The following is an 18,302-nucleotide window of genomic DNA, read 5'->3' on the forward strand; positions in this document are numbered from 1 at the left end:
GCAAAGAGGAGAGGGATTGATGGCGGACGAGAAGAAGCTGCGCGTCGTCGTGATCGGCGCGGGAATGTCGGGCATCCTGGCGGCGATCCGCCTGCGCGACGAAGGGATCGATGACGTCACCGTCTATGAAAAGGCCGATCGGGTCGGCGGCACGTGGCGCGAGAACACCTATCCGGGGCTGACCTGCGACGTGCAGTCGCACGCTTATACTTATTCGTTCGAACTCAATCCCGACTGGTCGAGCCAATATCCGGATGGCGCGGAGATTTACGGCTATTTCGAGCGGACCGCGCAGAAATATGGCGTGATCGAGATGATCCGCTTTGGCGAGGAGATCACGAAGCTGGCCTTCGTCGACGGCCGCTGGGAGATCGAGACGAAGAAGGGGACGAAGGATACGGCCGACGTCGTGATCGCGGCGACGGGCGTGCTGCACCATCCGTCGACCCCCGATATTCCCGGCCTTGCCAGCTTCGAAGGCGCATCGTTCCACAGCGCGCGCTGGGATCACAGCGTGCCGCTGGACGGCGCGCGCGTTGGCGTGATCGGGACGGGATCGACAGGGGTACAGATCGTCGCCGCGCTCGCCGATCGATCGGCGGTGGTGAAGCAGTTTCAGCGGACCGCGCAATGGGTGCGCAAGGGCGTCAACGATCCCTACACCCCGGAACAGCGTGCGGCGTTCCGCGAGGATCCAAACCTGATCCTCGCGATCCGCAACAGCCCCGAGTCCGAGGCGAACGTGCGGCTGTGGTCGCAGGCGATCAGCGACGCCTCCTCACCCGAAATGCACATGATGGAAGGCTATATCGCGCAGAATCTGGAGCAGAACGTCGCCGATCCGGTGCTGCGCGAAAAGCTGCGCCCCAATTATCGCGCAGGCTGCAAGCGGATCGTGATCTCGCCCAACTATTATGAGCAGGTGCAGAAGCCGAGCGTCGAGATCGTCACCGACGCGATCGATCGGGTCGAACCGAAGGGTGTGCGCACCGCCGACGGCACGCTCCACGAACTCGACGTGCTGGTGCTCGCCACCGGCTTCCATGCCGACATGTTCCTGCGCCCGATGACGGTGACGGGGCGCAATGGCGTGAATGTCGAGGCTGTGTGGGCCGACCGCCCGATCGCCTATATGGGCCTGTCGATCCCCGATTTTCCCAACCTGTTCATGCTCAACGGGCCGACTGCGCCGGTGGGCAATTTCTCGCTGATCGACGTTGCCGAACGGCAGATGGACTATCTGATGGGCCTGATCGACATGCTGCGCACCGGCAAGGCGCGCGAGATCAGCGCCGATGCCAAGGCGATGGCCGATTATGAAAGCGCCCGCGCCGAAGCCGCGAGCAAGACGATCTTCGCGAGTGGTTGCCGCAGCTGGTATCTCGGCGCGGACGGCGCGCCCTCGATCTGGCCGTGGACCTACGACCATTTCATCGAGGAGATGAAGACGCCCAAGCTCGATGCGTTCGACGTGGTGGAGGGGTGAAATCTTGATCCTCCCCGGGACGGGGAGGGGGACCGCGAAGCGGTGGAGGGGGCTGGAGGCAAAGCGGGTCATCTGTGGCGAACCCCCTCCACCATGCTGCGCATGGTCCCCCTCCCCGTACCGGGGAGGAATAAAACCGAACCGATCGGTTCGATTTTGTTGACGCGGCATCCCGAGCATGATCTAACTCGCCTTCGATAAGAGAGTCGGAGGCGAGGATGCGGTTCGGGATTTGCTACAACATCGATTATCATCCCGACGTTCACGGAACGCCGGAGCAGTATACGACCGAGCTTCTGGAGCAGGTCGATCTGCTCGAGGAGCTGGGTTACGACAGCGTCTGGTTCAGCGAACATCATTGCGGGGCCTATTCGTTCGGCAACCCCGCGATCATGGCGACGGCGGCGGCGGCGCGGACGAAGCGGATCCGCGTGGGCACCGGCGTCTCGCTCGTCCCGCTCCACAATCCGGTGATGCTGGCGGAGCAATATGCGCTGCTCGACGTGCTGAGCGGCGGCCGCCTCGAATATGGGATCGGGCGCGGCTATCTGATGCAGGAATATGACTGGTTCGACGTGCCGGTCGCCGAAAGCCACACGCGCTATCGCGAGGCGATGGATTTCATCCTGCAGGCCTGGCAGTCGCAGGGGCCGATCGACTTCAACGGCCAGCATTTCCAGATCGAGAATTACAACTGCTTCCCCAAGCCCGTGCAGAAGCCGTTCCCGGCGATCTACGCATCGGGTTCGACCACGCCCGATTCCTATGTCTGGGCGGGGCAGAAGGGGCTTAATCTCGGCACGGCTTTGTTCATGCCCGATCGCGACGCGATCCGCCGCAATATCGGGCTGTGGCGACAGAATCTCGCCGACCACGGCCACGATCCGTCGACCCGCGAACTGTGTGCGATCACGCAGATGTATTGCGATGAGGATGGCGATCAGGCGGTGGCCGACGGCGCCGAATATGCGCTGAATTACTACAAATTCTTCGCGCAACTCGACAAACAGGCGAAGACGTCGACCGTGCCCGATTTCTACCAGAATGCCGATGTCAGCGCGATGACCGCGATGAACGACGCGGACCTCGTCTTCTTCGGCGATCCCGACAATCTGACGCGCCGTCTGCGCGCTGTGGGCGACGATCTGGGGATCGACCTGCTGCTGATGGAGGTCGCGCAGGGTCGGGCGCCGGTGAAGAAGGTGCGCAAGGCACTGGAGACCTTCGGCCGCCAAGTGATGCCGCGACTGCGCGAGCGCGCGGCCGAACTGACGACGGCATAAGAAAAGCAGGAGAGGAAGCCCCATGAAACTCGGTCTGTTCGCGCAGCCTGCGCATCCGCCGGAGCGGTCGCCGTTCGATTGTCAGGAATGGGATCTGCAGGTTCTGCGCTGGCTCGACGAGCTGGGCTATGAGGAAGCCTGGCTGGGCGAGCATCATACGCTGCCGTGGGAGCCGAACCCCGCGCCCGATATTCTGGTCGCGCAGGCTTTGCGCGAGACGAGCCGGATCCGGCTGGGCACGGGCGGCGTGTGCCTGCCCTATCATAACCCCGCCGTGGTCGCGAACCGGATCGCGTGGCTCGATCATCTCGCCAAGGGCCGCTTCAACTTCGGCATCGCGGCGGGTTCGGTCCCGTCGGACTGGGCGCTGCTGGGCCTGGATGGCGAGAAGGTGCGCGACATGACGCGCGAGAGCCTGGAGATCATCCTCAAGATCTGGGGCGCGGAGGAGCCGTTCGACTATCAGGGCAAATATTGGAACTGCCGCTATGACGAGCCCGAAATGCCGCTGAAGGGCGCGCATATAAAGCCGTATCAGAAGCCTTATCCGCCGATCGGCATTTCGGGGCTCACCGCCCGATCCGAAACGCTCAAGATGGCAGGGCGGCAGGGCTTCATCCCGATGAGCCTCAACATCAGCGTCGACTTCGTCAAAACCCATTGGGATGCCTATGCCGAAGGCGCGGCTCTGGCGGGCCGGACGCCGAAGCGCGAGGACTGGCGCGTGTGCCGCGAGGTCGTCGTCGCCGAGACCGACGAAGCCGCGTACAAGCTGGCGACCGAGGGCAATCTGGGCCGCTTCGCGCGCGATTATGTGCTGAACGTCGCCAGCCGCTTCGGCCTGCTCCAATGGTACAAGCACCACCCCGACGTGCCCGACAGCGACATGACGGTCGATTATATGGCCAAGCATTGCTGGATCGTCGGTTCGCCCAACACGGTGCGCGAGAAGCTGGAGGAGTTTCAGGAGCAGTCGGGCGGGTTCGGCACGCTGCTCGTCTTCGGCTGCGACTATGCCGACAAGGCGTCGGGCTGGCACGAAAGCTTGCGCGCGCTGGCTGAGGAGGTCGCGCCCAAGGTGAAGGGTGGCGGCGCGCTCGAAGTCGCCTGAAGGAATGCGCTGGCGATCGAGACAATCGCTCGCCAGCATTTCTTGATCTATTGTGCAGAATTATGTCGTTCTGATCGCTCACCATTGTCTGTTTCCGCAGTGAATTCGATGCGATGCCCGCATCAGTCGAGTTAGGTGGGTGGCTGCTGAAAAATATACCGATGTGCAAAAATAATTAGGCAGGTTCACGCCGCCATGTCATCACGGGCTCAAGTTGCCGGCAAAGGCAGCAGGAGAGAGCCTGATGAAGCACTTTTCAAATGACGGTCGATATGGGTGCGCGTGGTGATCGGACGGAGCGATGACGCCGCCGTTTATCCGCGGCCGTTGCTTGCCTGGCTCAGCGTCGCGATCCTCTTCATCCTCTATATTCGCTCGCTGGCCGATCGCTATCTGATCGCGCTCGTCGTCGATCCGATCAAGCAAGGTGTCGGGCTTACCGATTTCGAGATCAGCCTGCTGCAAGGCCCGGCCTTTGCCGTCCTCTACTGCCTGTTCGCCATTCCGGTCGGGCTGGCGCTCGATCGTTACAGCCGCCGCTGGGTGCTGTTCTTCTCGGTGATCGTCTGGAGCATCGGTGCGGCGGGATGCGGATTCGCGTCGACTTTCCTCGCGTTGGCCGTCGCCCGCGCGCTGGTCGGCGGGGGCGAATCCGGTTTTTCGACCGGCGCTTATTCGATCATCGGCGACAGCTTCCCGCCGGACCGCCTTTCGCTCGCCATGTCGATCTTCGTCATGGGGGCGATCATGGGGGCGGGGATCGTGTTCCTGCTCGGCGGGCCGTTTGTCGAGTTCGTGCTGGCGGGCGGCGTCGCATCGTGGCCGTTCATGAGCCATTTCGCGCCGTGGCAGCAGGCCTTCGTGCTGACCGGCGTGCCGGGGATCGCGATGGCCTTCCTCGTCCTGCTCGTTACCGAACCCAGGCGGATCGTGCGCGCAACGCCCACCGGCGCGGGCAGCGAAGGCTATGGCGAGGCGCTGCGCTTCCTGGGCGAACACAAGCGGATGTTTGCGGCGATCCTGATCGGCTTCGGCCTCGCCTATACCAGCACGATCGCGCTCCAGCTCTGGCTGCCGGCCTATTTCGTCCGCGTGCACGGCTGGACGCCCAGCCGGATCGGCATCGTGCTGGGCATCGCGCAACTCGTCGCGGCGATGAGCCTGCCGATCCACGGCTGGATCGTCGATCGACTGTACAAGGCGGGACGCCGCGATGCGCCGCTGGTCTGGTGCACTTTGTCGATCTGTATCGCAGTGCCGTGCGCCATCGTCGCGCTGCTGTCGGACAATCCGTGGGTGACGGTGGTGATGTTCAGCATCTACGTCGCGTTCATGCTGGCGACCGGATCGATGGGGCCGGCCTCGACCCAGGTGGTGACGCCCCCGGCGCTGCGGGGGCGCCTGTCGGCCATCTATGTGCTGGCCACGGGCCTGATCGGCATGTCGTTGGGGCCGGCGCTGGTCGGCTTCTTCACCGATCAGGTGTTCGGATCGCCTGCGGCGGTCGGCACGTCGCTGATCGTCGTCGTGCTCGCCATGCTGATCCCGGCGGCGCTGCTGTTCATCGCGGGGCGCGAACAGATGCGCCAGCTTCTGACCCAGGAAACACCTGCGCAAGCCTGACCTCTGCAAATCTCCTGAGGTGAATCGACAGAAAATTTGCATCTAAATGCACTTTTTATTGTCGCGACGTTGACGACCAGATGTTTTTGAGCAAATCTGCACACAAGAGCAATAATGACGCGGAGAATCGCGTCGGCACTTAGGGGAGACTGATGATGCGTAAAGTCGCATGCCTTTTGCTGTGCACTGTCGCGACCGGCGCCATTGCCGCGCCGGCGATGGCCCAAGAACAGGCGGCGCCCGCTGCCCAGTCGCCATCTGCCGATGCCGCGATCGATGACGCCGCAGTCAAAGAAATCATCGTCACCGGTTCGCGCATCGTGCGCGATGGTTACACGGCGCCGACCCCCGTTACCGTCGCGACCACCGAGGATCTTCTGAAGTCGACGCCGTCGAGCATCCCGGACGCACTGAACAAGCTGCCCCAGTTCTCGAACTCGCTGAGCCCGTCCAAGTCGGCGAACAATTTCTCGAACAATCCTATTCACGGCAACGTGCTGAACCTGCGCAGCCTGGGCATTCCGAACAACAACCCGAAGGGGCCGCTGCGCACGCTGATCCTGTTTGACGGCCTGCGCGTTTCGCCGACCACCTATGTCGGCACGGTCGACACCAACGTCCTGCCGCAGCTGCTGATGCAGCGCGTCGACGTGGTGACGGGCGGCGCATCGGCCGCCTGGGGTTCGGACGCGGTCGCCGGCGTGGTCAACTTCGTCCTCGACAAGAAGTTCACCGGCATCAAGGGCGTCGCGCAGGCGGGCATTTCGCAGCGTGGCGATGCCGCCAACCAGCGTATCGGCGTGGCTTACGGCACCAGCTTCGCCAACGATGCCGGCCACATCCTGCTGAGCGGCGAATATAACAACAACGAAGGCCTGATCCGCAGCAAGCGCGCGATCGGCCGCCAGGGCCTGACCTATGTCGGCAGCGTCGTGGGCTGCACCCCGCCCGCCGGCCAGCCGGCGACGGTCTGCAATCCCGGCGGCACTTCAAACCCTTATGTGCTGCGCCCCGACGTCCGCATCTCGGCGGTGGCGCCCAATGGCCGCATCACCGGATCGAGCGTGACGGGCAATCCGTTCGTCGGCCGCGTGATCAACAATGACGGGTCGACCCGCCCGTTCAACACCGGCACCGCCGTCGGCACCGCCGGCTTCCAGATCGGTGGCGACGGCTACGATATTCCGCCGAACACCCACGCGGTCGCGCCGTACAAGACCTACCAGACCTTCGGCCGCGCGAGCTATGACTTCTCGCCCGACATCACCGGCTATGTCCAGGGCGGCTGGTCGCGCAGCGAGCTGCGCTACATCACGCAGCAGAACGTGCTGATCCCGCCGGGCGGCGCCGTGAACATCTACAAGGGCAACCCGTTCCTGCCCGCCGCGATCGATGCGACGCTGCCGACCGCAAGCGACTTCATCACCGTCGGCCAGGCCTCCGCCGGACAGCCTTCGCCGGTCGCCAATGAGCGCACCGATTACTGGATGGCGACCGCGGGCCTGAACGGCACGTTCGGCGGCTTTTCGTGGAATGCCAGCTACTCGCATGGCGATTCGGTCCACAAGCTCGCCAATTCGGGCCTTTACGACTATAAGAAGCTCTACGCCGCCGCCGACGTCGTGACCAATCCGGCGAACGGCCAGCCGACCTGCCGCGTTCTGCTCAACCCTGCGGTCGCAGCGCAATATACGGGCTGCGTCCCCATCAACATCCTGCGGGGCAACCCGGCAGCGACGACCCCGGCCGGCTACGCCTATGCCACCGGCACGTCGCGTTATCGCGCCAAGATGAAGCAGGATTCGTGGGTGGCCGGCTTCAACGGCGCGGTGTTCGATCTGCCCGCCGGCCCGGTCGATATCGCGTTCGGCGTCGAATATCGCCGCCAGTCGCTCGACCTCGTCAGCAACGCCAACCCGGCCGATCTGGCGGGTTCGACCGCGGCCGAAACCGCTGCGATCCGCGCGAATTACTTCGCGGGCCTGCGCGGCGTGCCGGCCAGTTCGCTTTACTACTGGCTGACCAATGTCGGCGAAGCGAACGGCAAGCTGAACGTCAAGGAAGCCTATGGCGAAATCGCGGTTCCGATCCTGAAGGATACGCCCTTCTTCCGCGAACTCAGCGTGAACGGCGCGATCCGCGTCACCGATTATTCGACGTCGGGCACCGTCACGACGTGGAAGGCGGGCGGCACCTGGAAGCCGGTGGATGACCTGCTGCTGCGCGGCACCTATTCGCACGACATCCGCGCGCCCAACCTGTTCGAACTGTTCGCGGGCGCCCAGAGCGGCATCGGCATCGTCAACGACGTGCGCAACGCCGCAGGCACTTATGGCAGCGGCCTGAACATCAACGCCAACAGCGTCACATCGGGCAATCCGAACCTGAAGCCGGAAGTATCGAACACCTATACGTTCGGCGGCGTCGTGACGCCCAGCTTCATGCCGGGCTTCAGCCTTGCCGTGGATTATTACCACATCAAGGTGAAGAAGCTGATCGAGACGCTGACGGCGCAGCAGATCGTCACCAACTGCCTCAACGCCGGCGGCACGGGGGCGGAGGAATGCGCGCTGATCGAGCGTGCTTCGCCGACCACCTTCCCCAGCCTGGTGCGGATCGTGCCCGCCAACATCGCCTTCCTGAAGACGTCGGGCATCGACATCGACGCGAGCTATCGCACCAATGTCGGCAATGGCGCGCTGGCCGTCCGGCTCTATGCCAACTACCTGCAGAAGTTCCAGGCGCAGCAATATACCGGCGCCCCGATCTCGAACTATGACGGCAAGAACGTGATCATCAGCAACCCGGCGGGCTTCCCCCGCTGGCGCGGCAACCTGACGGTCGATTACAGCAACGGGCCGTTCGGCGTGACGGTGAGCGAGCAGTATATCCACAAGATGACGCTCGACATCCCCGGCGGCCCGGTTCCGATCGCGTTCGTCGACAACAAGGTGGATGCGGTGTGGTACACCGATCTCAGCTTCCGCTTCACCGTCCCGCACGGCAACGGCAATATCGAACTGTTCACCACCGTGAACAACCTGTTCGACAAGAAGCCGCCGCTGATCGGCAGCACCATTCCGGGCGTGAACCTGCCGACCAACATCGCCGTGTACGACTTCATCGGCCGCGCCTTCACCACCGGCGTCCGCTTCAAATTCTGATGAAGCCGCCTGGCCGGTGGGGGCATGCTCCCGCCGGCCCCTTCTCCACAGTGAGGTCGGCGGCTCTCCCGCCAACACCTCTCCTGAAGGCGTGGAGACTTCGGTCTCCACGCCTCTTCTTTTTTTTGGGTTCAGGCGGCGGCGCGTCCTTCGCCGGCGGCGACCATGCGAGCGACCTCAGGCTGGACGGGTTCGAGGATGGCGTCGGCAAGCAGGCGGTCGATCTCGCCCTGATCGAGGCCCAGCCAGTCGCGGATCACCTCGGCGCTATGTTCGCCCATCAGCGGAGCGGGGCGACCATCGGCCTCGTCCAATAGCGCGGATGCCGCGTGGCGGCGCTCGGCGATGATGGGTTCGTCCATGTGCGGGTGATGATCGACGCGGTAGAAGCCGCGCTCGCGATAATAATCGAAGTCGGGCAGGTCGGCGACGCGCAGCATGCGCGCGGCGGGCACGCCGGCCGCCTGCAGCCGGCGCATCGCCGCATCGGCATCCTGCCCGGCCATCCATGTCGCGACATCGGCCTCGATCGCCGCGCGCCGCGCACGCCGCAATTGGGCCGTGGCGAAATCCGGCCCGCTCCAGTCGGCGCGCCCGACGATCTGCGTCAGCGCGGCCCAGTCGGCATCGTTGCGAACCGTGACCACGCACCAATCGTCATGCCCCGCCGCCTGGAACACGCCCCACGGCGCATCCGGCGCGGCCGTCGCATCGACGCCCAGGCTGGCGCCCGCAATCTCGATCGCGAAATGGCTGAGCATCACCTCCATCTGCGAGATCGATACCCGGCCGCCCCGCCCGGTGCGCAGCCGCCGCGCGAGCAGCGCCAGCACCGCCATCGTGCCATATCGCGCGCCGACATGGTCGGGGTAGATCGTGATGGAATCGCTGTAGCTGGTCGGATCGTCGGCATAGCGCCACTTGTCGGTCAGCCCCGCCGCCGCACGGACCAAGGGGCCATAGCCCATCCGCCCGGCCCACGGGCCGCTGGCCCCGAAGGCGCTGCTTTCGGCCATGATGATGGCGGGGTTGATCGCCGACAGTTCGTCATAGCCGAAGCCCAGCGATTCCATCGTGCCGGGTTTGAAGTTGGACAGGATCACGTCCGCCTCGGCCGCGAGCCGGCGGAACAGCGCCTTGCCTTCGTCCGCGCGCAGATTGAGGCCCAGGCTTCGCTTGTTGCGATGCCCCGCCGCGAAGCTGACCGACAGGCCGGTCGGCAGGTAGGAATGGCGGGTGCCATCGGGGAAGGCCGCCGATTCCACCTTCACGACATCGGCGCCCATATCGGCCAGCAGCCGGCTCTGTTCGCCGCCGACGACGATCACGCCGAGATCCAGCACCTTGAGGCCCGCAAGCGGCCTGGCCGGATCGGCGGTGGCCGGCACGCAATTTGTCACGGCCGGAGCCGCGGCGGGGCCATCGCTCGCATTCATGCGGGCGCCGTCGATCTCGACGATCCCGTTAGGGAGGCGCACCTCGCTACTCTCTCCGATCTTCACCGTTCCGATGAGATCGCGCGCCGCAACATGGGCCGAGGCGAGGCATTCTTCGAGCGTCAGGATGCCCGAGATCGGCACGCCATGCGCAGTGCCGTCCCGTTCCAGCTCCGCGCGGCTCTTGTCGGCGACGAAGGCCGCGATCGCCGCGAGCAGGGGCGCCGACTGCTGGCGCACCGCGGTCTTGAGATATTCGGGGCCGGCAAACTCGGCCGGCTCGCCCATCCAGCGCCACATATTCTGCCACTGGCGCGGGGCGAGGACGCACAGCCGCACATCGCCATCGGCGCATGGCAGGATCGGATATTGGAAACCCTTTACGGGGCGACCCGGCGGCAGGTGTCGCGCCGCACGGCCCAGGGTCGCGCTGCCCGAAATGCCGAAACCGGGATCGAGCGCCTGCACCGCCGCATCGAGCAGCGATACATCGACGCGATCGCCCTTGCCGGTGCGCATCGCGGCATAGAGCGCGGCGGTGCCGACATAGGCAGCCTGCGCCATCGCGCATTCGATCGCCAGTTCGCCCGGCGGCATCAGCGGCTCGCGCCCTTCGAGGCCGGATCGCGACAATACGCCCGTCAGCGCGTGGAGGACCGGATCGGTCGCCTGCCATCCGGCATGGCTGCCGCCCGCGCCGAACATGCCGACCGTCACCACGACCGTTGCCTCGCGCCGGTCGGGTCGCAGCAGCGCTGCCGCTTTGCCCGGCGCCGCCTCGACGATCATGTCCGCGCGGTTGATCAGTTCGGCGAGTGCGGCATCGTCATCCGCCTGCACCACCACCTTGCCGACATTGGCGACCAGCCAGCGCACGCCGGCAGGCGAAGCGGGATCCGCGCCCCCGAAGGCACCTTGCGGCTCGGGCCGGATTACCTCGGCGCCCAGTTCGACATAGGATCGGGTAATGCCCGCGACACTGCTGTCGAGCAGGTCCAGGATGGTGATGCCGGCAAGCGGCCGATCGATCGTGTCAGTCATGGCCTGCTCCCTTCGTGCCGGGCATGCGCGCGCCCGATCATCGCGTGATGGCAATTTGGTTCGGGCGACCCCGTTCAGGGCAATGGCGTGTCGGGCGGGATCGGTACCGCGGCCTCGTCCCGCGCGATCATCCGCTTGTAGGCGGGGCGTTCGGCGAGCCCGTCGAACCACGCGACCAGCGCCGGCGACACCCGATCCTCGATCCCGATCTTGCGCGCGAGCAGGATGGCATAGGCGATCGCGATATCGGCCACCGTGAAGCGATCCGCGCACAGAAAGGCCCGCGTCTCCAGCCGCCGCTCGACCTTGGCGAGCCGCTTGCCGAACCAGTCGGCATAGAGGATGCCCGCCTGCTCCAGCCCCCGCTCGCGTTCCATCACGCCGTAGCGCAGATAGACGGTCTGCGGAAAAGTCAGCGTCGCATCGGCATGGTGGAGGAAATCGAGAAACGCCCCGTAATCGGAATGATCGACCGGCACCGCTAGCGTATCGGGCGCGTATCGGGTCGCGAGATATTGAGCGATCGCGCAGGATTCGGTCATCACCACATCGCCGTCGACCAACGTGGGCACCGTGCCGACGGGGTTGAGATCGGTATAGCCGGGCACCAGCCGACGCGGCGGGAAGGGCAGCGCGATCAGATCGCAATCGAGCCCGATCTCCTCGATGGTCCACAGCGCCCGAAGGCCGCGCGATCCGCCGCAATGATAGAGTTTCATCGATCGACTCTCCCTTTACGGCCGGACGGTCACGCCGGTCTCGCGCATCCAGCGTTCGTACCAGTACGCCATGCGATCCCGGTGGAGCGCGGGGACGATCTCCACCGTGTCGCCATTCATCATCGTTGCGACCGCGCCGGGCGCCGCCTGCGGCCAGGCGGGCAGGCCATCGCCATTGGGATCGCCGCCCGCGATGAAATTGTACCAATAAGCCTGCTGGCGATCGGCGACCGCCTGATCCTCCGGCGTGCGGCGGGCATCGTCGAGGAAGGTGTAGGGCATGTCGGCGCAATGCGACGCACCCGGCTTGGTCGCGCGCTGGGCCGCGGGCACATAATCGAAATGATAGCTCCACGTCGGCGCGGTGCGCGCGGCGAAGGAACCGATGCCGAGGCTGGCGGCGGTGAAGAGGAAATCGGTCTGCACCCGGCGCAGTAACTCCGCCTCGCTCAGCGCACCCTCCGCCTCATAAACGGGGCGCAGTTCGTCGAGATCGATGTCGAAGCGCGCCTTCAGCGTGGCGGCGTCGAAGCCCATCATGCCGAAGATGCTCGCTTCGTTGCTGGTGGATCCGATGATCATGGGGACGGCGCTGCGTTCGCCCTCGGCAAAGGCGACGCCGACCGGCTTCTCGATCCAGTGGCTGTCGATGATCGCGCCATAATCGGGCGCGCCCGGATCGGCGGCGATGATCTGCTCGACCGTCAGTGCGCGCAGCTTGTCCAGCACATCGGGATCGTCATCGTCGATCCCCGCGCGGCGAGCGAAGGCGACGCCCTGCTCCTCGGCCCGCTTCAGCGATCGCGCCGCGTTGAACAGGCCACCGCCCGAATGCGATGCGGCGCGGGTGAAGAGGTGGCGGACCTTGTCGACCGTGACGAGCGTGTTGACGCTCGATCCGCCCGCCGAGCAGCCGAGGATGGTGACGTTCGCCGGATCGCCGCCAAAGGCCGCAATATTGCGGCGAACCCATTCGAGCGCCGAGATCTGATCGCTCAGCCAGAAATTGCCGGTGCCGCGCCCGGCCTCGGCGCTCAATGCCGGATGCGCGAAGAAACCGAACCGCCCCAGCCGGTAATTGGCCGAAACCAGCACCACCCCGCGCCGCACGATCGGCGACAGATCCTTGTCGGCGATATAGCGTCCGGAGCCGATGAAATAGGCGCCGCCGTGGATCGAAAAGAGCACCGGCAGCCCCGTCGCGCCGACATCGGGCGTGACGATATTGAGCGTCAGGCAATCCTCATCCTGCGGCAGTGGCTCACCGGGGGAGGGCTGTTGCGGGCAGACGGGGCCGAACGCAGTCGCATCCAGCACGCCCGTCCACGGCTTGGCCGGCTGCGCCTCGCGCCAGCGCAGCGGGCCAACCGGCGGCGCGGCAAAGGGGATTCCGCGAAAGGCGGCGGCAGGCCCTCCAAGCGCCACACCTCGCACGGGGCCGAGATTTGTTTCGATCACGGGGGCGCCGGCCACCGATATGTCCGCGCGGTCGGCCATACCTTTCCAACCTTCCTCTACATATTGCGGACTCTTCGGCCCTGTTTGCACCAAAGTCATTTGCTGTAGGGAATGCAAGTAATTTTGCACGGTAGGTTCGTTTTCGTCGCGCCGTATCACTTCCGTGATGCGGCAATATGCTGGCGATTACGCGGTGATCGGGCGTTGACCGGGCGGGAGGGCTGGGCGACAAGCCTCGGCGATGCTCGACTGCCTTCTGCTCGGCGACAGTATAGCGACGGGGATTGCCGCGGTGTTGAACGCCGGCGGGCCGATCTGCGCGGTCGCCGCGCGCGTGGGCGCGGGATCGGGCGAACTGGCCGCGCAGATCGCGAAGGCCGGGCCTTATCCGGTCACGATCGTGTCTATGGGCACAAACGACAAGCGCGGCAGCACTGGCCTTGATACCAATCTGGCGAATGCGCGGATGGCGCTGGGCCGCGCGCGTGTGCTGTGGGTGCTGCCTTATGATCGGCGCGCCGCCTATTCGGTGACGCAGGTCGCGTTCCGCTTCGGCGATGAACTGATCGACCTTGCGGGGTTTGCGACCCGCGACCGGATCCACCCCGCGAGCTATCGCGAGGTGGCGGCGGCTTTGCCTAAATAGCCCAGCCTAAATCCCATTCGCTCGACACGAGCGGGGTTGGGTAAGTCAGGCGTCCACGGTCAGCGTGCCGATCGCCAGACCGCGATCGGCGAAGCGTTCGCGCAGGGAAGACAGATCCTTACCGTAATCGGTGGCGGTCGGATCGACCTGCAGAGCGATGTCGAGCACGCCGTCGGTGTTGCGAACCAGCGTCGCGCCCGTCGCGGGCCAGGTCGATCGGCCGAATTCGACGCGGACTTCTTTGGCGCCCTTTTCGCGCTCGCGCAGCCACAGCTGGCTCATCAATTGGGCGAAGGCGGACGGATCGACATGCGGGGCGGGCACTTGCGGCGCGGGGACGGGCACGGCCGCGCCCGCCTGACCCGGCAGGCCGAAGCCCTGATCCGAGCGCGCGCCATTGTCATGTTCGTTGCGCATCGCATCGGCGAAGGCGCCGCGATCGCCGATCGAGGGCTGCGCGCCATCGCGGGCCTGCGCCTCGCCCTTGGCCAATTGCCCGGCGAGCTTGCCGGCCTTCCCCTGTTGAAGCCCACCCTGCGGCTGGCGGCGCGCGGCGGCGAAGGCTTCGCCCATCGCGCGGACATCCTGCTCGTTGGGTTGCTGGCGTGCGGCGGGGCGCGCATCGAGGCGCGGGGTGCTGGATGGCGCACGGGCGCTGCTCACCGAAGATCCTCCTGCGGACAGGCCGGTCATTGCGGTCTCCTTCTGCTATCGTCGATTTCGGCCGCCGCCTGCTCCTCGCGCTGCGCCTCGGCGCGGCGGTGGAGGGTGGCGGCATGATCGGCCAGGACATCGTGGCGCGCCTGCGCGCGGATCATCGCATGGCGGCGCTCATCTTCTGCGATCGTACACAGGCGCAAAGCCTCGGCGGCGTCATTTGCGGCGCTGCGGGCGACGGCCTGCGCGAACAAGGACCGTTCGACCAGGGCAAGCCGGGTCGATGCGTTGGCGAGGTCGGCGCCCAGCTGTGCGCGATCGTCGGCGAGCGTGGCGTCGGCCGCCTCGGCCTGCGTGGTCGCGGTGGCGAGTGCGCCGTCTGCCTCCATCGAAGCCTTACGCGCGGCGGCGAGATCGCGGGCGGCGCCCTCCATGCGCGCCTGTCGCAGCCGGACGAGCATCTTTGCCTGTTGCGTGCTCATGCGCCGACGCTCCGCAGCAGCATCAGCGATGTTTCCATCGGCTCCTTGAGCGTGTCGGGCTGACGCAGCAGCGCCTCGATCTCGGCGCGCGAGGCGATCGCCTTGTCGGCGGTCGGATCGGTGCCGGGCTTATACTCGCCCACCTGCACGAGGAACTCGATGTCGGCATATTTGGCCATCAGAGCGCGAACGCGGGTGGCCGCCGCCTTGTGATCGGGGCCGGCGAGGCGGGGGAAGAGGCGGCTGAGGCTGCCCAGCACGTCGATGGCCGGATAATGGCCGGCGGCACCCAGCTTGCGCGAGAGGATGATGTGGCCGTCGAGGATCGAACGGACTTCCTCGCCCACCGGATCGCTATTGTCCTCATCCTCCAGCAGCACGGTGTAGATGCCGGTGATGGAGCCATGCGCGTCGGTGCCGGCGCGTTCGAACAGGCGCGGCAGTTCGGCGAAGACCGACGGCGGGAAGCCGCGACGGACGGGCGGTTCGCCCGCCGCCAGCCCGATCTCGCGCAGCGCGCGGGCGAAGCGGGTGGCGGAATCCATCAGCAGCAGGACGCGCTTGCCCTGCGCGCGAAAACCCTCGGCGATGGCAGTGGCATGGTGGGCGGCGCGGACGCGCTCCATTGCGGGGCGGTCGGAAGTCGCGCAGACGATCACCGACCGGGCGAGGCCGTCCGGACCCAGACTGTCCTCGATAAACTCGCGGACTTCGCGGCCGCGTTCGCCGATCAGGGCGATGACGATGATCTCGGCCGAGGCGAAGCGGGCGAGCATGCCGAGCAGGGTCGATTTGCCGCCGCCCGCAGCCGCGAAAACGCCGATGCGCTGGCCGGCGCCGACCGTGAGAAGAGTATCGATCGCGCGGACGCCGGTTTCGAGCGCGGTGTCGATCAGCGCGCGCTCCATTGGCTGCGGCGCGGGGGCGTGGAGCGGGCGGCGCGGCAGGCCGTCGGGCACCGGACCCAGCCCGTCGATCGGCAGCCCGCGCCCGTCGAGGACGCGGCCGAGCAGGGCGTCACCATAAGGCACGCCCTCTTCGCCATGCCGCACGATCACTTCGGCATCAACCGAGAGGCCGCGCACGTCGGCAAGCGGGGTGAGGATTGCGGCGTTGCCGGCGATGCCGACGACCTCGGCAGGCACGGCATAGCCGGTCGCCGGCTCGACCAGTTCGCACGCCTGCCCGATGCGAGCGTCGATGCCTGTCACCTTCAGCGTGGTGCCGATCGCCTCGACCAGCCGCCCGCGCCGTTCGACCGTGGTGGTGCGGCGCAGGCTGTCGATCAGGTGATCGGCGGTACGGGCTTCGGCGGTCTCAAGCGTCATGGCGCGCCGCGTCCTTCCATGCCGCCTCGATCTGCGCGATCTGGGTGTCCAGCCCCGCGAGCGTGCGGCCGAGCGCGGTTTCGACGACGCAGTCGGTGCCCTCCAATGTCGGATCGGCCTCGACACTGATCGCATTGTGATGCGCCACGCGGGCGGTCACGGCGTCGAAGGCGGCGGGGGGCACGCGGATCGTCGCGGCGGTTTCGGGGGCGAGCGCGGCGGCGGCGCGCTCGGCGAGGCCCGCGACGAAGGCGGGGTCGCCGATATCGCCGGCGATGCGGCGGACGACTTCAAGCGCGATCGACGCGATTTCGGACTGGCGCTTGCGGCGCTCCTCCCCATCGCGCATCGCGAGGCGAAACAGTTCGGCGCGGCCTTCCTCCTCCGCGGTCGCACGGCCTTCGGCGAGACCCTCGGCCTTGCCCTCCTCACGCGCGGTGAAGCGGGCGGCCTCGATGCTGTCATGCACGCTCTGGCGCAGCAGCCCGGCCTCACCGAACAGATCGAGCGCGCCGTTGACGCTGCGCATGTCGTGCGCGGAGATCAGCGGATCGTCGGCGAGCAGGGTCGCGGCCTGATCGGCATGGACGACGATGAAGGTCATGCGGTCGCTCCTTCCAGCGCCTCCGCAACGCAGGCGGCGGCGAGCGGAGGGGGGCAGGTGTCGTCGGCGGGCGCGTCGAGCAACGGGCGCAGCCGGGGCGCGAGCGTCGCGCGGAGCAGGCCGAAGCCGCGCTCGGTCAATTGCGTGCTGTCGACGGGCTGGGCGCCGCCTTCGGGAATGCGATCGGCGCGCGAGATTGCCCAGTCGACATTGTCCTCGCCCGCCGCATTGGCATGCGCGCCGAGCCACGCGCCGTCGATCGACTTTGCGAGCGCGGGCGCGAAGGAGAGGAGGGCCGCGCGCTGCGCCAGCCGCTTGCACGCGGCGGGGGGCAGGCGGAGCCAGGTCGGCGCGGCGGCGATGTCGCTCAGGTCGAGACGCGGTGTCTCCGATCCCGCGATCCGGCGGAGCAAGGCGGCGGCGCGCCGTTCGCCGGGGCCGCCATCGCGGGCGAGCAGAGCCTCACCCGCCAGCGCGAGCGCGCGACGCTGGGCCGCGGCGCTCATGCGTTGTCCCCGCGCCGCACGACCACCGCGCGACGGCGCTGATGCCAACGGCGGAAGCTGGGATAAGCGAGGAATATCAGAGCCAGCAGCACGACGGGGATCACGAAGGTGGCGAGATTCGCCGCGATCACGCCGCCCTTCGCGCCCGGCTGCGCGCCCGGCAGCGGCTGCGCCGGGAAGGTTTCGACCGAGACATTGTCATAGGACAGCCCCTCGATCGAATTGACCACCAGCGCCTTCACCTTGCCGATCTGCGCGTCGATATTGGTGCCCGGCCGGTACTTGATGAACACCGACGCCGACGATGGCTGCTTGGTATCCGCCAGAGGCTCCGACTGGGGTAGCGCCAGATGGACGCGCGCCTGCGTAACGCCGTCGATCTGCGAGATGGTGTGCGACAGTTCCTGGCTCAAACCATAGACCAGCCGCGCGCGTTCTTCGGTGGGGGAGGATACGAAGCCCTCCTTTTTGAAGACGGTGCCGAGCGTCGCGAAATCCTCGCGCGGATAGCCCTGCGAATGCAGCACCTCGACCGCCTTGGCGAAATCGCCTGAGCCGGTCGAGATCGTCCAGCCGGTTTCGCCGCCATCCTTTTTGTCGGCGTCGATGCCCGCCGCCTGAAGGACCGCGACCATCTCGTTCGCCTGGGATTCGGACAGCTTGCTGTACAGCTCGGCGCGGCCGCAGGCTGCGAGTGCCAAGCACAGCATCCCGATCAGCACCACGCGGATGCGCCTGAAGACCATATCCATTTCTCT

15 protein-coding genes are annotated in these 18,302 nt (G+C 66.3%); 6 read left to right on the forward strand and 9 right to left on the reverse strand.

Translation table 11 applies throughout. The annotated features are described in order from the left end of the window. Positions 1 to 19 precede the first annotated feature (19 nt). The 5 genes from EOD43_RS05125 to EOD43_RS05145 all read left to right on the forward strand — a co-directional run bounded on the left by EOD43_RS05125 (position 20) and on the right by EOD43_RS05145 (position 8,667). The gene (locus EOD43_RS05125; RefSeq protein ID WP_127741708.1) at positions 20 to 1,486 is read left to right on the forward strand and encodes a flavin-containing monooxygenase; all 1,467 of its coding nucleotides are present in this window, start codon (positions 20 to 22) and stop codon (positions 1,484 to 1,486) included. 218 nt (positions 1,487 to 1,704) lie between these two features. Continuing rightward, positions 1,705 to 2,769 (forward strand): LLM class flavin-dependent oxidoreductase, encoded by a 1,065-nt coding sequence (locus EOD43_RS05130; RefSeq protein WP_127741710.1) that lies wholly within the window; start codon positions 1,705 to 1,707, stop codon positions 2,767 to 2,769. 22 nt (positions 2,770 to 2,791) lie between these two features. Beyond that, the gene (locus EOD43_RS05135) at positions 2,792 to 3,880 is read left to right on the forward strand and encodes an LLM class flavin-dependent oxidoreductase (RefSeq protein ID WP_127741712.1); all 1,089 of its coding nucleotides are present in this window, start codon (positions 2,792 to 2,794) and stop codon (positions 3,878 to 3,880) included. Positions 3,881 to 4,165: 285 nt separating this feature from the next. After that, positions 4,166 to 5,503: an MFS transporter gene (locus EOD43_RS05140; RefSeq protein WP_240653086.1), complete on the forward strand. Its 1,338-nt coding sequence runs from the start codon at positions 4,166 to 4,168 to the stop codon at positions 5,501 to 5,503. Between the two features lie 152 nt (positions 5,504 to 5,655). Then, positions 5,656 to 8,667, forward strand: coding sequence for a TonB-dependent receptor domain-containing protein (locus tag EOD43_RS05145; protein ID WP_240653087.1), 3,012 nt, complete (start codon positions 5,656 to 5,658; stop codon positions 8,665 to 8,667). Positions 8,668 to 8,798: 131 nt separating this feature from the next. Here the strand turns inward: EOD43_RS05145 and EOD43_RS05150 are convergent, their stop codons facing one another. The 3 genes from EOD43_RS05150 to EOD43_RS05160 all read right to left on the reverse strand — a co-directional run bounded on the left by EOD43_RS05150 (position 8,799) and on the right by EOD43_RS05160 (position 13,360). Then, on the reverse strand, positions 8,799 to 11,144 hold the full coding sequence (locus tag EOD43_RS05150; protein WP_127741716.1) for a CaiB/BaiF CoA-transferase family protein: 2,346 nt from the start codon (positions 11,142 to 11,144) through the stop codon (positions 8,799 to 8,801). A 74-nt stretch (positions 11,145 to 11,218) separates the two neighbouring features. Further along, positions 11,219 to 11,863, reverse strand: a complete 645-nt coding sequence (locus EOD43_RS05155; RefSeq protein ID WP_127741718.1) for a glutathione S-transferase family protein — start codon at positions 11,861 to 11,863, stop codon at positions 11,219 to 11,221. 15 nt (positions 11,864 to 11,878) lie between these two features. Then, a complete protein-coding gene (locus EOD43_RS05160; RefSeq protein WP_127741720.1) occupies positions 11,879 to 13,360 on the reverse strand; it encodes a carboxylesterase/lipase family protein in 1,482 nt (493 codons plus the stop codon). A 202-nt stretch (positions 13,361 to 13,562) separates the two neighbouring features. On the opposite strand from EOD43_RS05160, the gene EOD43_RS05165 reads away from it, so the two are divergent. Then, positions 13,563 to 13,967 (forward strand): hypothetical protein, encoded by a 405-nt coding sequence (locus EOD43_RS05165; RefSeq protein WP_127741722.1) that lies wholly within the window; start codon positions 13,563 to 13,565, stop codon positions 13,965 to 13,967. 45 nt (positions 13,968 to 14,012) lie between these two features. On the opposite strand, the gene EOD43_RS05170 is transcribed toward EOD43_RS05165, so the two are convergent. Genes EOD43_RS05170 through sctJ form a run of 6 tightly spaced genes read right to left on the reverse strand, consistent with a single transcriptional unit; the run spans position 14,013 to position 18,296 of the window. Beyond that, entirely contained in the window at positions 14,013 to 14,630 is a 618-nt protein-coding gene (locus tag EOD43_RS05170; RefSeq protein ID WP_127741724.1) for a hypothetical protein, read from the reverse strand. A 26-nt stretch (positions 14,631 to 14,656) separates the two neighbouring features. Then, the gene (locus tag EOD43_RS05175) at positions 14,657 to 15,106 is read right to left on the reverse strand and encodes a hypothetical protein (RefSeq protein ID WP_127741726.1); all 450 of its coding nucleotides are present in this window, start codon (positions 15,104 to 15,106) and stop codon (positions 14,657 to 14,659) included. Then, a complete protein-coding gene (locus EOD43_RS05180; RefSeq protein ID WP_127741728.1) occupies positions 15,103 to 16,434 on the reverse strand; it encodes a FliI/YscN family ATPase in 1,332 nt (443 codons plus the stop codon). Before EOD43_RS05180 ends, EOD43_RS05175 begins: the two co-directional genes overlap by 4 nt. Beyond that, positions 16,424 to 17,038: a FliH/SctL family protein gene (locus tag EOD43_RS05185; RefSeq protein ID WP_127741730.1), complete on the reverse strand. Its 615-nt coding sequence runs from the start codon at positions 17,036 to 17,038 to the stop codon at positions 16,424 to 16,426. Before EOD43_RS05185 ends, EOD43_RS05180 begins: the two co-directional genes overlap by 11 nt. Then, positions 17,035 to 17,544 carry a hypothetical protein gene (locus EOD43_RS05190; RefSeq protein ID WP_127741732.1) on the reverse strand — a complete coding sequence of 170 codons (510 nt, stop codon included), beginning with the start codon at positions 17,542 to 17,544 and terminating at the stop codon, positions 17,035 to 17,037. The genes EOD43_RS05185 and EOD43_RS05190 overlap by 4 nt, the downstream gene beginning before the upstream one ends. Further along, entirely contained in the window at positions 17,541 to 18,296 is a 756-nt protein-coding gene (sctJ, locus tag EOD43_RS05195) for a type III secretion system inner membrane ring lipoprotein SctJ (protein ID WP_206363489.1), read from the reverse strand. Before sctJ ends, EOD43_RS05190 begins: the two co-directional genes overlap by 4 nt. Positions 18,297 to 18,302: the final 6 nt, after the last annotated feature.

Origin of the sequence: Sphingomonas crocodyli (assembly GCF_004005865.1) — a bacterium.
Lineage (GTDB): Bacteria > Pseudomonadota > Alphaproteobacteria > Sphingomonadales > Sphingomonadaceae > Rhizorhabdus > Rhizorhabdus crocodyli.